General features: G+C 37.4%; 16 protein-coding genes. 2 read left to right on the top strand and 14 right to left on the bottom strand.

All coding sequences use genetic code 11. The features are described 5' to 3' along the window. Positions 1-22: 22 nt before the first annotated feature. Together ABR854_RS23135 and ABR854_RS23130 are read left to right on the top strand one after the other, a co-directional pair. Positions 23-595 (top strand): Uma2 family endonuclease, encoded by a 573-nt coding sequence (locus ABR854_RS23135; protein ID WP_350268229.1) that lies wholly within the window; start codon positions 23-25, stop codon positions 593-595. Positions 596-731: 136 nt separating this feature from the next. After that, a complete protein-coding gene (locus ABR854_RS23130) occupies positions 732-1,430 on the top strand; it encodes a 3-keto-disaccharide hydrolase (protein WP_350268228.1) in 699 nt (232 codons plus the stop codon). A gap of 83 nt (positions 1,431-1,513) precedes the next feature. Here the strand turns inward: ABR854_RS23130 and ABR854_RS23125 are convergent, their stop codons facing one another. The 14 genes from ABR854_RS23125 to ABR854_RS23060 form a co-directional block, all read right to left on the bottom strand. Beyond that, positions 1,514-2,857 (bottom strand): RagB/SusD family nutrient uptake outer membrane protein, encoded by a 1,344-nt coding sequence (locus ABR854_RS23125; RefSeq protein WP_350268227.1) that lies wholly within the window; start codon positions 2,855-2,857, stop codon positions 1,514-1,516. Between the two features lie 42 nt (positions 2,858-2,899). After that, positions 2,900-5,974, bottom strand: coding sequence for a SusC/RagA family TonB-linked outer membrane protein (locus ABR854_RS23120; protein ID WP_350268226.1), 3,075 nt, complete (start codon positions 5,972-5,974; stop codon positions 2,900-2,902). Positions 5,975-6,203: 229 nt separating this feature from the next. Continuing rightward, positions 6,204-6,920 (bottom strand): thioredoxin domain-containing protein, encoded by a 717-nt coding sequence (locus tag ABR854_RS23115; protein WP_350268225.1) that lies wholly within the window; start codon positions 6,918-6,920, stop codon positions 6,204-6,206. Continuing rightward, positions 6,921-7,358 (bottom strand): OsmC family protein, encoded by a 438-nt coding sequence (locus ABR854_RS23110; RefSeq protein ID WP_350268224.1) that lies wholly within the window; start codon positions 7,356-7,358, stop codon positions 6,921-6,923. Between the two features lie 8 nt (positions 7,359-7,366). Then, positions 7,367-7,609: a hypothetical protein gene (locus ABR854_RS23105; protein WP_350268223.1), complete on the bottom strand. Its 243-nt coding sequence runs from the start codon at positions 7,607-7,609 to the stop codon at positions 7,367-7,369. Continuing rightward, a complete protein-coding gene (locus ABR854_RS23100; RefSeq protein WP_350268222.1) occupies positions 7,606-7,923 on the bottom strand; it encodes a rhodanese-like domain-containing protein in 318 nt (105 codons plus the stop codon). Before ABR854_RS23100 ends, ABR854_RS23105 begins: the two co-directional genes overlap by 4 nt. A gap of 1 nt (position 7,924) precedes the next feature. Then, positions 7,925-8,212 carry a rhodanese-like domain-containing protein gene (locus ABR854_RS23095; protein ID WP_350268221.1) on the bottom strand — a complete coding sequence of 96 codons (288 nt, stop codon included), beginning with the start codon at positions 8,210-8,212 and terminating at the stop codon, positions 7,925-7,927. An 11-nt stretch (positions 8,213-8,223) separates the two neighbouring features. Continuing rightward, the gene (locus tag ABR854_RS23090) at positions 8,224-8,496 is read right to left on the bottom strand and encodes a heavy-metal-associated domain-containing protein (protein ID WP_350268220.1); all 273 of its coding nucleotides are present in this window, start codon (positions 8,494-8,496) and stop codon (positions 8,224-8,226) included. After that, positions 8,493-8,684, bottom strand: a complete 192-nt coding sequence (locus ABR854_RS23085; RefSeq protein WP_350268219.1) for a DUF6132 family protein — start codon at positions 8,682-8,684, stop codon at positions 8,493-8,495. Before ABR854_RS23085 ends, ABR854_RS23090 begins: the two co-directional genes overlap by 4 nt. 5 nt (positions 8,685-8,689) lie before the next feature. Continuing rightward, positions 8,690-8,899, bottom strand: coding sequence for a YgaP family membrane protein (locus tag ABR854_RS23080; protein WP_350268218.1), 210 nt, complete (start codon positions 8,897-8,899; stop codon positions 8,690-8,692). Positions 8,900-9,206: 307 nt separating this feature from the next. Then, positions 9,207-9,977, bottom strand: coding sequence for a MerR family transcriptional regulator (locus ABR854_RS23075; RefSeq protein ID WP_350268217.1), 771 nt, complete (start codon positions 9,975-9,977; stop codon positions 9,207-9,209). Positions 9,978-10,066: 89 nt separating this feature from the next. Then, the gene (locus ABR854_RS23070) at positions 10,067-10,894 is read right to left on the bottom strand and encodes a ThuA domain-containing protein (RefSeq protein WP_350268216.1); all 828 of its coding nucleotides are present in this window, start codon (positions 10,892-10,894) and stop codon (positions 10,067-10,069) included. Between the two features lie 37 nt (positions 10,895-10,931). Next, positions 10,932-11,312: a hypothetical protein gene (locus ABR854_RS23065; protein WP_350268215.1), complete on the bottom strand. Its 381-nt coding sequence runs from the start codon at positions 11,310-11,312 to the stop codon at positions 10,932-10,934. Between the two features lie 180 nt (positions 11,313-11,492). Next, positions 11,493-12,644: an FAD-dependent oxidoreductase gene (locus ABR854_RS23060; protein ID WP_350268214.1), complete on the bottom strand. Its 1,152-nt coding sequence runs from the start codon at positions 12,642-12,644 to the stop codon at positions 11,493-11,495. Between the last annotated feature and the right edge of the window lie 99 nt (positions 12,645-12,743).

Here is a 12,743-nt window from a genome sequence, read left to right as displayed (position 1 = left end):
GTTTGAATAATTTTAATAATTCATGACAACATTTGCGACAAACTTAGTTTCAGTTGATGAATATTTCGAGATACTTCAAAAGTCTGATGTGAAATTCGAATATCATGCAGGCTCAGTCATTGCAATGGCTGGAGCCCAACCTGCACATAATCGTATCTCAATATCATTATCATTCTTATTGGAGGGTTGTCTTCGAGCAAGTAAGTACCTTGTACTTAACAGCGACCAACTCGTGAAAATTGAAGCTTGTCAGAAATACACATTTCCCGATTTAGTAATTGTATGCGAAGATGCCATCTATGAAAAATCGCCCAATGGTTTAGATGCTCTCGAAAATCCCAGTATTATTATCGAAGTTTCGTCAGACTCTACGGAGCTTTATGACCGTACAGATAAATTTGAATGTTATCAAACGCTTAATTCATTAAAAGAGTATGTTTTGGTTTCTTCAAAAAAGAAACAAGTAGAAGTTTTCAAACGCTTCAATGAAAAAGAATGGCTCTTACACATTTATTCTGAAAATGATTCTCTCGTAAAGATTGGTAACTGTGAGCTGTTACTCGAAGATATTTATAATAAAGTGACTTTTGTTTGATAAATTCCATATAAAGTTTTTTTGTCCATATTATCCTCCTTTTTGTCGATTTTTCTTCTTCTGACACATTTCTTCATTAATCTTTTCTTTAATTTGCTTCGTAGTTTATTATTTAATCAACCTCAATCATTTTTCAATGAAAACAATTTCAAAAATTCTTGCCTTAATTTTATTAGTAACATCAACAAGTTTTGCACAAAAAAAGGGCAAGTGGATAAAATTATTTGATGGAAAAACTTTCACTAATTGGCACGTTTATAATAAGGCAGGGCAACCAATAACTGATAAATGGTCAATTCAAGATGGAGTAATGACTTTTGCAGGAAAAGCCAAAGGCGAAAAACACGGCGATGACCTCATAACCGACAAAGAATACGAAAATTTTGAACTCGAATTAGAGTGGAAAGTATCGGAAGGTGCAAATAGTGGTATTTTTTACGGCGTTTTTGAAGATAAAAAATACAGTGTTCCATACTTAACAGCTCCCGAAATTCAAGTACTCGACAATGAGCGTCACCCTGATGCAAAAGCGGGTAAAGATGGAAATCACAAAGCGGGTTCATTATACGATATGATTCCTTCAGCATCAGTTACGAAACCTGCAGGAGTGTGGAATACCGTAAAAATCATCAAAAACAAAGGAGAGGTTAGCATTTATCAAAATGGTACACTTTCAGTAAAATATAAATCAGAAGGCCCAGAATGGGATGCAATGGTAGCAAAAAGTAAATTTAAAGGCTGGGAAGGTTTTGGCAAATATAGCAAAGGCAAAATCGGGTTACAAGACCACGGTGATGCTGTTTCTTTCAAGAATATCCGTATCAAGGAATTATGATTTGTTACTGGGTTAACCTTACAATACCACAAAAAATGCGAGCCGAAATCGACTCGCATTTTTTGTGTATTATCGTTTCCAGATTAATATCCTGGATTTTGTACTAATGATTTGTTAGTATCAATTTCACGTTGTGGAATCGGAACTACTAATTTATTATCACTAAATACTAAAGCACCCACATTTCTTTTCAAACGTTTTGCATCGTGAACTTGGTGTCCTTCAAATGATAATTCGAGCTTGCGTTCTGTCAAGATTGCATTCAAATCAACAGTTGTCAATGCTCTTGCACCTGCTCTTGCTCTGATAAGATTAATATCAGCCAATGGCGTAGCACCAATAGCTGTATTCAAACGTTGGTTTGCTTCCGCACGAATCAAATACATTTCAGCCAAACGAGCCACTGGCACATCGCCATATTGGTCAAGGAATTTAGCTGTGAAGTTATTGTTTGACGCTCTTACGAAAAAAGTACCTCTTTCGTCACCAGCAGCATAAAGTGCTAAGTGTTTTGCCTGAACACGAATATCTCCACGACCTTGGAACGTAGAAGGAGCAAAGAATGTATTCATATCATTTGTTCCATCTTGATCAGTGATGATTATCTTGAAAATTATCTCACTTTCATTTGAGGCATCTTCAAATGCTTCGGCAAATGTAGAAGTTAGTTCAAATTGATTACTTGAAATTACTCTATTTGCAGCATCACGAGCAGCAGCATAGTTTCCTTGTTGTAAGTAAACTCTTGCTAAAATAGCCTGTGCCGCATTTTTTGAAGCAAAACCTGCATCAGAAATATTACCTAAAAGCGTTTCTGCTTTAGTCAAATCTTCTAAAACTTGCGTATAAACAGCAGCTACAGTTGCTCTCGAACGGTTGTCAGCTTCTCCTACAACACGCGTTGGAGTTGTTACAAGTGGCACACCTAAGTTAGTGTTGTTATCTCCATCACCCCAAGCTTTCGCCCAAAGTCTCACTAAGTCAAAATATACTAAACCACGGATAAAACGAGCTTCTCCTTCAACAGATGCTCTTTTGCTTGCTTCAACTTTATCTAAAGAAGCCAAAACATTATTTGCACGGTTAATTGTATTATACGCCTGCAACCATGAAGCTTGCGTTTGACCGTTTGTAGTCGTAATTGTTTTACGCCACAACTCATCGAGCGTAGAAAATGTACCAGCGAAACGCACTTCGGCGTCATCACCTAAAAGGTCTCCCGAATACTGAACTGCTCCACCATAAAGGTTATTGCTCGCCAAGCCATCGTAAGCACCGATAAGGGTTACTTCAACGTCTTGTGAGGTAGCAAGAGCCGTTGACTCTTCGATTGATTGTGTTGGCTTTACATCTAAGCGGCTATCACATGCTGTCATTAATACAGCCGATGCACCAACAAATAGCCAATTTTTTATATTTTTATTCATTTTATCTAATTTCTTTAAGTAAATCAATAAAGTGTTAGGCTATTAGAAACTAATATTTAAACCACCCATGAAAGTTTTAGCCTGAGGCGTTGTATAGAAGTCATAACCTAAAGCGATATTTGTTACAACATCATCGGCATTTACTTCGGGATCCCAACCAGAGTACTTCGTGAATGTCAACAAGTTTTGACCTGTCACATATAGTCTTACGTTGCTTAATTTTACTTTGCTAACTAATGATTTTGGTAAATTATAAGCCAATGTTACATTACGTAAACGAACGAATGAACCATCTTCAATGAAACGGCTTGATGCTTGAGCACCATTATTGAAGAACAAACGTGCTTGTGGAACGTTGGTATTGGTATTTTGTGGAGTCCAAGCTGCTAATTGGTTAACCGTTTGGTTATCTTCAAAACGTCCATTAGCCGAAGAGAAACGACCTACACCGTAGAAGTTTAGTTTGTTTCCGAACACACCATTGAAGAATACGCTTAATTCAAATCCTTTGTAGCTGAAAGTATTAGTTACACCAGCAACCCATTTCGGAAGTGGGCTACCAATAACCGTACGTTGTGCTTGACTATAAGTCTTAGTAGTAGATCGGTCAATTGTACCATCAGGATTTTTAGTATTTTTGTAGAAAAGGGCATCACCATTGGCAGGGTCAACACCAGCATATTCTACTGTAAAGAAAGTACCCAATGGTTGTCCTTCTACGGCACGGCTCATGTTTGCCAAACCTCCTTCGATTACTTGCCCTTGTAGGTCTGTAATTTTGTTTTTATTTGTAGAAGCATTCAAGCTTGTTTTCCACTTAAATTGACCAACAAGGTTGTCAGTATTCAATACAAATTCAAAACCTTTATTAGTTAATGCACCAACGTTTTTAGTTTGTGTCGAGAAACCTGTTGTTCCTGGTACGTTAACATTCAACAATAAACCAGTCGTATTTTTTTCGTAGTAATCAATTTCACCATTGATACGGTTTTTCAAGAGACCGAAGTCTAAACCAATATCAATTTGTTGCGTAGTTTCCCAGCCAAGTGAAGGATTCGCTAATTGTGAAGGGCGTTGTCCTGGTAGTGCAGCATAACCTGCATCACCCGTAAACAAACCTAATTGTGGGAAGTTTCCGATTTCGGCATTACCTGTTTTACCCCAGCTTGCACGAAGTTTCAAAAAGCTGATTGCTTCGATATTTTTCAAGAAGCTCTCTTCTGAAAGGACCCAACCAGCTGAAACCGCAGGGAAGAAACCATAACGATTATCAGCACCGAAGCGTGACGAACCATCAATTCTGGCACTTAATCCTAACAAGTACTTATCGTTGAATTTATAGTTTACACGAGTAAAGTAAGAAGCAAAACGATAGTCCGACTGAGTTGAACTTGCATCAGTTTTACGAGCAGCACTCGCAATCATACGGTAAGCATCCGATGGAAAATCTCTACCTTCAGCAGCGTTTGTTTTTGTTTGTGAGTTTTGATACGACAAACCAGCAGTTGCATTAATCCCGTGCTTACCAAATACATCGTCGTAAACGAAATAGTTGTTAGTATTATAATTTTCAACTCTTACGAAACGATTGTATCCATAACCAAGTGGGGCTCCGAAATTACGTTGAGTTTTGCTGTTATAATATTGTTCTTCTTGTTGATTCAATAAATCAAGAGCAAATTCTGTACGGAAACGAAGTCCTTTCATGATTGACAACTCACCATATACACTATTAATATTACGGTGCACGGTAGTATTGTAGTAAGCATTACCGATATTAATCATTGCATTGTAATAAACTGGAATCGAAATATCGCCAGGAGCCGTTCCAGTTGGAAGACCAGTTTCTGGGTCAGTTGCAGGAGTCATTGGTGGTAAAGCTACCAATTGCAATGGGTTATCGAACTGACGGTCGCCAGATACACGCTCATTTAACGAACGAGTAAGACCCATGTTCATTCCGATGCTTAAACGCTCAGATACTTTGTGATTGAGGTTCATACGACCAGTCATACGATTGAAAGCATTGCCTAACAAAATACCAGTTTGATCAAGTAATTGTCCTGAAATGAAAAATGTAGTTTTATCATTACCACCACTCAAATTCAAATCATATTGAGCAGAAGGAGCTTCTTGGAACGCTAAAGAACCCCAATCAGTATCAGCTTGTTTAGCTGTTCCGAGTGTTCCGAGACTTTGCGTATCAAAGAAACTCTCCATGTATGAAGTGTAAGAATCAGGGTCTTGTTTATCATAGCCATCAATAGCATCTGAGTTGGCAGCAGCTGTACGATAAAAATCAATGTATTGTTGAGTGTTCAAGAATTTCAAGATTTTAGTTGGTGTGCTTTTTCCATATTGCATTCCAAACGAAACTTTTGTTTTTCCTGACTTACCTTTTTTAGTAGTAATTAAAACAACACCATTAGCCGCACGAGCACCATAGATAGCACCTGCCGATGCATCTTTCAAAATTTCGATTGACTCAATATCTTGTGGGTTAATATCAACCAATGGGTTAGTATCCCCACCATTGATACCTAAGTCACCTTGTGTCATCGGAATACCGTCTAATACATATAATGGCTCATTTGAAGCCGAAACTGACGATTGTCCACGTACACGTACTTGAATACCTTGAGCTAATTTACCAGTACCTTGGTTAATTTGTACACCAGCAGCTTTACCTTGAATACTCTGCTCAAATGTAGTTACTGGCATATCTTGGATTTCACTCGACTTGATTTTAACGATATTTCCTGTTAAATCACGTTTGATTTGAGAGCCATAACCAGTTACAACAACTTCATTTAATGATTTTACATCAGACGATAAAGTAAAGTCAACAACACTACGGTTGCCTACAACTTGCTCGGCATCAGCAAAACCGATAAAACTTGCCTGTAATGTTGAATTGGCAGGTACAGATAATTTATAAGTACCTTTTTCATCAGTACTTGTTCCTTTTGTTGTACCCTTGATTGTGATTGATACTCCTGGAAGCGGACTACCATCTTCGCTCGATGTAACTTTTCCCGTTACAACGGTCTGTGCATTTCCCCAAAAAGAAGTAAAGAGAAATAAACACGCCAACGAAACTCGTAGAAGTTTGTTCATTCGTAAGTTTTAGTTTGTTAAACAATAATTAATAAAGAACTATAAAATTAATCAATGCTTTACATAAAAAGTTTGATTATTCAATATTTTAAATAAAAAAACAAATAATTTAATATGAAAAATAAATATAGTACAATATTTGAGCTTTTTCTTTCATATATACAGATTCCAAAACAAAACTCCTTCAAAGATTTTTTCTTTGAAGGAGTTAAAATACTTTGACAGATTATCATTGAATTTTTGCCATCATTCCAGCTTTATCAATAAAACCAACATCAGTCCAAGTCAAGGCTTTATTTTTATAGACCTTTATCGTAGGCAAAGCATCAATTTGAAGTTCTTTGCAGAGCTCAACATTATCATCGGCATTAATTCGTACAACCGTCACTTTATCAGCCATTTCTTTGGTAATTGCGTCAATATCAGGTTTCATTTGCTTGCATGGTCCACACCAATCGGCATAGAAATCTACCAAAACAACTTTGTCGGTATCGAATAATTTCTCGTAATCGGCTTTGCTCATGCCTGTGGCTTTAGGCTTTGCTAAGCTTGTAGTTTCGGGAAGGTTTGCTCCTCGCCACTTCATTATGCCACCATCTAATTCGTAAACTTCGTTGAAACCAGCTTCTCGCATGGCACTTGCCGCCGAGGCACTTCGCCCACCGCTTAAACAATAGACAAATACGGGTTTCGATTTATCCAGCGTTTCGATTTGTTGCTTAAAATCACTGCCACTAATATCTATATTTTGAGCATTTTGTAAATGTCCACTCGAAAACTCAACGGGGGTACGCACATCAATTACGGGAGCATTGGGTAATTCTTTGATTTTCTCGGAAAATTCGACGGCCGTTAAATTAGCTTTTGCTTTCTGCGATTGACCAGTAGAACAGCTATTCAGAATAACCGTAAAAGTGATCAGGGCAACAGTGATATATTTTTTCATTTAGTTTAAAAATTGGATATTAGCAATCATCGAAACTTTCGATTTGATTGAATTTGAAATCAAGCAAGCGGCTTCCGATTTTTGTAAAATTCGCTCGGCACGGTCTTTATCGGTTTCTTTATTGATAACCAACGTTGGTTCGAGAATCACTTCTGTCATCAGAAACTTTCCTTCTACTTGTTCCAGTATTCCTTTGGCTTTGCAATCGAAAAGTTCAAAATCCAGTTTTGAGTTTTCGGCTACGGCCAGAAATGTCGTCATAAAACAGCTATTTACGGCAGCCGTAAGCAAATGCTCTGGCGACCAAACGCCATCGATTCCCTTCGGAAATGGCGGCGGAGTGGCCACTTCGATTACATCATCTAATTCGGGCGAAGACATTTCGCCTTTTCGGTCTGAAATCCAGCTCAGATTTACATTAAAATAGTGTGGTTCCATTTTATTTTTTATTTTACTTCTTCAAAATCAATTTCTTTTACTTCTGCCGAACTCCTTTTTGAACTCGGCACGGCACATCCTCCTGCTCCACAGCACCCTGTATTTGTAGCCGCTTGAAACAAAAACAAAACCGCAATAAAACCTGAAAGTGGATCATGTAGCTGCAATGCCACCACGGTAGCATAAAGCCCCATGCCCAGTCTCAACCAACGTATAAAATGCCAATTGGTGAGTAATGTTTCTTTATTCATCTTAATTTATATTGTAGGCTTCCCCAACTTCCACCGTTGTAAACTTGGGTATAACCATTTGATGTAAGGATATTTTTGGCCGATGCACTACGCATACCCGATGCACAGCACGTAATAATCGGTTTGTTTTTATCTTTAAGTTTGCTAAGATTTCGCCCCAGAGAATCGACCGAAATATTGATAGCCCCTTTGATGTGTCCACTCGAAAACTCACCTGCACTTCTCACATCTAAAATAATTGCACCTTGTTTCACCAACTCAGCATAATCGACTTTTGGACCAAATCCGAATAGGTTTTTGAGTGTATCTAACATTTTATGCCCTTGCTAAAGATTGATAATAATTTACATCAAGCCACGAGCCACCATTATAGCACTCAAGGCCGTGATGTTGAAGAAAACGGTGGGCTTGTCCACTTCGATTGCCCGATGCACAGCATAAAACTACTGGAGCAGCTAAGGCTTTTAGGTCTTCGACACGATATGGAACTTCGTTTAAAGGAATATTTACAGCTCCTGCTGCGTGTCCACCACGAAATTCTTCGGGAGTTCGTACATCTACGATTGTGCCTTTCTTTTCTTGGATTATTTCTTCGATAGTCATTTTAGTATGATTTATAGATTATTGATTCGACCTACCATACAGCTTCCGTAGCTTTTGATTTGCAACAACAAACCGTTTTTCTCGGTCGCTTCTGGATACCCCAACGAATGAAGTTTATTGATGATACTTTCTCTGCCAATGTTTTCATAAGTTACCTTTACGGCATCTTTTTCCACATCAACCGTTACTTCTTTTACGCCACTTAGAGCAGCTATTTCTTTTTTGATTGTACTGGCACAGCCATTACATTTCAAGTTGGCAATGATTATTTCTTCGGTTTTCATGATTCTTTCTTGAAAATATTAAAAAATAAACTACCCATCACAGCACCGTAAAGCGTACTATTGAGTGGTTTGGAAGTTATTGAGCAAGTGCCACTTCCACAACCTACATAATGATAGTAGAGATAGCCACCAATCGCTCCGACAACGACTCCGATGATGGTTAATTTATTGTTATTGATGAAATTCATGTTGTTTATTTTCCTTCTTTTTTGCGAGTAGAAATACCTAACGGCAAGTATAATGGGCAGAAGCTCATGAAGCTGGTCAGGATAAATGCTCCAGCAATAACCAATAAAATAATAGCAGCCGTGCCTGTGATTTGATTGGCAAAATATAAACCGATAATGACGATTGCGACAAGTATTCTGACTACTTTGTCAACAGTTCCCATGTTTGCTTTCATTTGTTTGTTGTTTTAATTTTAGAGGTAGAATCATTTTAACAACACAAATATCAAACATGAAAAATTGATTTTTAGTGACATTTATCACATACCGAAAATTTAATTTCAAAGCCCTTTTATTTGTTAATTTTTTGAGCAGAAAATAAATCAAAAACTATTGACAAACGTTGATTTTCGAGCCTTTCAAAACCAAATTAAATCACTTATAAACAACAGTTTAGTAAAAGACAAAAACATATTCTCACAAAATTTCACATAAAAAAACGCCTTCTTCTAAAACATTGATAGAAAAAGGCGTAAGAGAAACTTATTTTAAACGATTTTCTGCAAAATATTTCATTGCTTTGCTCAGAAATAAAGCATATTCTGGGTGAGATTTGCCATCAATCATCGTAAAACGTTCATCATCAACGTACAACTGACCTAAACCAGCGTAGGCTTCGGCCTGAGAATCTGCCGAACCATGAGTTCCCCAAAATTTACGGATGTTCTCATAGTGTTGAGCAATTTGAGTCTGAACTTGCTCACTTTCAATGCTTTTGTGCATTAATGAGAATAGTTTTTGAGCAATTTCAAGCTGTTCAGTTTTTAGTTCGGCAATCTGAGGTTTGGTCAGTTTCAATAATGTCTTTTCAGATTTATAAACTTCTTCGCCATATTTTTCAATGGCTTCTGTGCGATACGACTGGGCTTTTTCGGCAGATAAACCCTCGTATAATTCAGCTGGATTTGACATAACAGTATCTTTTTTTAGGTTTTCAATTGTTTTGTCAATCGTTAGTATCAAAGTTGCTAATCTATCCTGCTTGGCTCTTAGGTTTATTTTATGATTTTTGAGCGAATCCATCACATCAAAATCTTTGTCATCTAAGATTTGTGCAATTTCTTGTAATTGAAAATCAAGCTCTTTGTAAAACAATATTTGCTGAAGTCGAAGCAATTCTTGTTTTCCATATAACCGATACTTGGCCTCAGTGCGGGCTAATGGTTTGAGCAAACCCATTTTATCATAAACATGGAGTGTTCGTACGCTTACTCCTGCCAATTTTGCCAACTGTTTAACCGAATACTTTTGCATTTCCTTTGAATAATAATCATTGACTCTACAAACATAGACTATGACCTAAGGTTAGAGTCAAGCGTTTTCTTAAAAATATTCTAAAAAAATTATTTCTTGCCTATTCCCAACCAAAGTAAAGCATTGATAATCAGCTGATTTTGAGTTTCGTTGACAAACTGAAACGATAATTCCTTATTGGTTTTGTTTTCGTAGTCGATGTCGTTATGCCCCATATTTACGTAGAGCATTCGGTAATTTTTATTCGTCCAAACCACGGGATAATCGCCACTATGCCAAATTTCGTGGGCTTTTGGGCCAGTTCCGAGCGGAAAACTACTTGGATCAATAGATAAAAGTACTTTTATGTCTTTATTTTGGCGTAAATCATTTTCCCATCTGTACCATTCGTTAGGCGAAGATTTGAAGGTTTCGGGAAGTTTTTTTGTAGCAGGATGTTTCGAGTCTTCTACTCGTAAAATGGCCGAAGTTGGTCGCCAAGTATTGCTTTTGTATTGTCCAGAGCCCAAAAACTGATTGTGATACCAATCCCAATCTTGATTATAAGTAGAATTATTGAGAGCAAAGGCCGCAAAATGGAAGCCAATCCAAGCTCCGCCATTTTCAATATATCGCTGAAAAGCCGCTCGTTGGGCTTTATCTTCGGGACGAGTATCTAAGAAAAGTACAATCTGATATTTTGAAAGAAATTCGGGATTAAGGTTCGCCCAATTATCAGTCGAATCATAACTGAAATTATATTTCTGAGCCACAGCAGGAAACCAACGATTGGCTTCATGCACAAAACTGATGTGAGCTTTGTCGTTTTTGGCCCTATAAAAAGCAATTACCTTGAATTGAGGCATTTTTTGGGCAAAAACATCAAGAATGAACACAGAAAGAATAAGACTAAATGTGATTTTTCTTAGGATTGTCATAGTTTGTAGTTTTTGCCCAAATATACACCTAAAATGCTTATTTCTTTGTCAAAATTCGCTTTATCCCCTCTCCCATTTTCTTGATTTTTTCATAAGATTCTCTTGAGTTTAATTGCTTATCTAACCTAATTTTCACTTCGCCCTCATCGGTTTTGGCATAAATTTGTGTACCGTCATTAAGCCTCATTGCGGCATCAACTTGGGCATTTTCAAAGATTTTTTGGTCTAAATAATCATCCATGTATTCCGACACGGCATCTGATTTATCTTTATTGAAATGAGCCTCAAAGCGATATTCTTCTTTTGTTTCATTGACCGAAACTTTGATATTATCGCCCTTTAACTCTTTTTTCAAAAATGGCAATGAAGCTATCGTTGCCAACAAAAGTAAACCAAGTAAATAACTGAGCTTTTTCATTTGTGTAATGTTTAAATTAAAAGATTTTCATAATTTCAAAACAAATATAATGTTATACACTATACCTTGCAATACACACTTCTAATTCAGATCTATTTTTCCATAAACGGCTCATTATCAATATTAGTGGCAAACAAAAAAGCCTCCCGAATGGGAAGGCTTCCAGTTTATCGTAAAATTTTATCCTTTCATATCTTTCATTAAGTCAATTAAAATATCAATCCATTTTTCGGTAAGTTCTCTTTTAGGCGTGGTATCCCAACTGCCATCAATACCATTTCCACCCAGATAAATACCATCTTTTCGGGTAATAAAATACGCTCCTTGCGTAGTAAGTTTATAATTGACCTCAGTTTGTGGAATTAAGCAAGCCAATTGTCCCGAAACCGGCATAATTTCTTCATCATTAAAGACCGATTTCGCTCCAAGTCCCATGCAATTTACTACTACTTTTTCGGGCAAAGCATCAATTTCTTCTAAGGTTTTTATTTCTTGAATTTTCAGTTTTCCACCTCGTAACAAGAAATTATTGAGGTGAAAATTCAAATAACTTGGAATATTAAAAATCATATTACTCCTTTTTCGCACCAAATCTGCCTTGAAAGGATGGTCTTTTCTACTGATTTCGTTCCAATTGGGTGCAAGCCCTTCAATATGAAATACTTCTTTCCCACCATTTCCATCGGTCGAAGTCGGTATTGATTTATGCACCGAATATTCGTCAGTCCACTGCACAATATCGTCCACGCCCAACATCATTTGCAAGCGACGAAACGAAAAACGAGTAGCATCTTCCCAAACTGTTTCAAACTCTGGCGTTGCCTTCGCTTTATCACAAACCCTTGATGCAGGCGACCAAGTACCAGTTGCCAAGTTTGAAGTCACGTTTGGTGGTAAATCTTTGGTATAAATCGTTACTTCGTAGCCACTTTCTTGCAATAAAGTAGCAGTAGCAATTCCGACCGTTCCGCAACCCAAAAGAGCAATCTTCTTCTCATAGGTTTCTTTTACAAGATTTCTTGCCAAATTTCCAGTTCCCCACGAGAGCGACCAGCCGCTTCCACCATGACCGTAATTATGGACAATCGTTTTGTTGCCCAGTTGTACTTTTTCAATTCTCGGCCCCGACGGACGAAACGGACGCAAACCAACAGTTTCCTTAATAATTCGGTCTTTTGAAAGTTTCAGTTTTGGAATAAACTGATAGCCTCGACTGATATTGTAAGTTTTATCGGCATAAAGTTTGGGGCCAGTGGCACACGAAGCTAAACCTTGCGTAGCTAAAGCAACGCCACCCAGACCCGCCGCTGCCAGAAAGTCTCGTCTTTTCATAGTAGTAAAATTTTCTTTGGTTGTTGATGTAGATACCAATTTAACGAGCAAAAATTTGTTTTCAAAAGAATATTCCGATATTTTAAAGCGTTGAAAGTC

Source organism: Emticicia sp. W12TSBA100-4 (assembly GCF_040253585.1).
In the GTDB taxonomy this organism is placed as follows: domain Bacteria; phylum Bacteroidota; class Bacteroidia; order Cytophagales; family Spirosomataceae; genus Emticicia.
Note: the sequence above shows the minus strand (reverse complement) of the source record. Positions and strands in the feature narration are given on the sequence as shown.

Excerpts from the sequence above, each read along its gene's own strand:
- ABR854_RS23065 (WP_350268215.1), bottom strand. The coding sequence starts at position 11,312 with ATGAAAAAGCTCAGTTATTTACTTGGTTTACTTTTGTTGGCAACGATA.
- ABR854_RS23090 (WP_350268220.1), bottom strand. The coding sequence starts at position 8,496 with ATGAAAACCGAAGAAATAATCATTGCCAACTTGAAATGTAATGGCTGT.
- ABR854_RS23070 (WP_350268216.1), bottom strand. The coding sequence starts at position 10,894 with ATGACAATCCTAAGAAAAATCACATTTAGTCTTATTCTTTCTGTGTTC.
- ABR854_RS23110 (WP_350268224.1), bottom strand. The coding sequence starts at position 7,358 with ATGGAACCACACTATTTTAATGTAAATCTGAGCTGGATTTCAGACCGA.
- ABR854_RS23120 (WP_350268226.1), bottom strand. The coding sequence starts at position 5,974 with ATGAACAAACTTCTACGAGTTTCGTTGGCGTGTTTATTTCTCTTTACT.
- ABR854_RS23115 (WP_350268225.1), bottom strand. The coding sequence starts at position 6,920 with ATGAAAAAATATATCACTGTTGCCCTGATCACTTTTACGGTTATTCTG.
- ABR854_RS23125 (WP_350268227.1), bottom strand. The coding sequence starts at position 2,857 with ATGAATAAAAATATAAAAAATTGGCTATTTGTTGGTGCATCGGCTGTA.
- ABR854_RS23100 (WP_350268222.1), bottom strand. The coding sequence starts at position 7,923 with ATGTTAGATACACTCAAAAACCTATTCGGATTTGGTCCAAAAGTCGAT.
- ABR854_RS23085 (WP_350268219.1), bottom strand. The coding sequence starts at position 8,684 with ATGAATTTCATCAATAACAATAAATTAACCATCATCGGAGTCGTTGTC.
- ABR854_RS23130 (WP_350268228.1), top strand. The coding sequence starts at position 732 with ATGAAAACAATTTCAAAAATTCTTGCCTTAATTTTATTAGTAACATCA.
- ABR854_RS23095 (WP_350268221.1), bottom strand. The coding sequence starts at position 8,212 with ATGACTATCGAAGAAATAATCCAAGAAAAGAAAGGCACAATCGTAGAT.
- ABR854_RS23060 (WP_350268214.1), bottom strand. The coding sequence starts at position 12,644 with ATGAAAAGACGAGACTTTCTGGCAGCGGCGGGTCTGGGTGGCGTTGCT.
- ABR854_RS23105 (WP_350268223.1), bottom strand. The coding sequence starts at position 7,609 with ATGAATAAAGAAACATTACTCACCAATTGGCATTTTATACGTTGGTTG.
- ABR854_RS23080 (WP_350268218.1), bottom strand. The coding sequence starts at position 8,899 with ATGAAAGCAAACATGGGAACTGTTGACAAAGTAGTCAGAATACTTGTC.
- ABR854_RS23135 (WP_350268229.1), top strand. The coding sequence starts at position 23 with ATGACAACATTTGCGACAAACTTAGTTTCAGTTGATGAATATTTCGAG.
- ABR854_RS23075 (WP_350268217.1), bottom strand. The coding sequence starts at position 9,977 with ATGCAAAAGTATTCGGTTAAACAGTTGGCAAAATTGGCAGGAGTAAGC.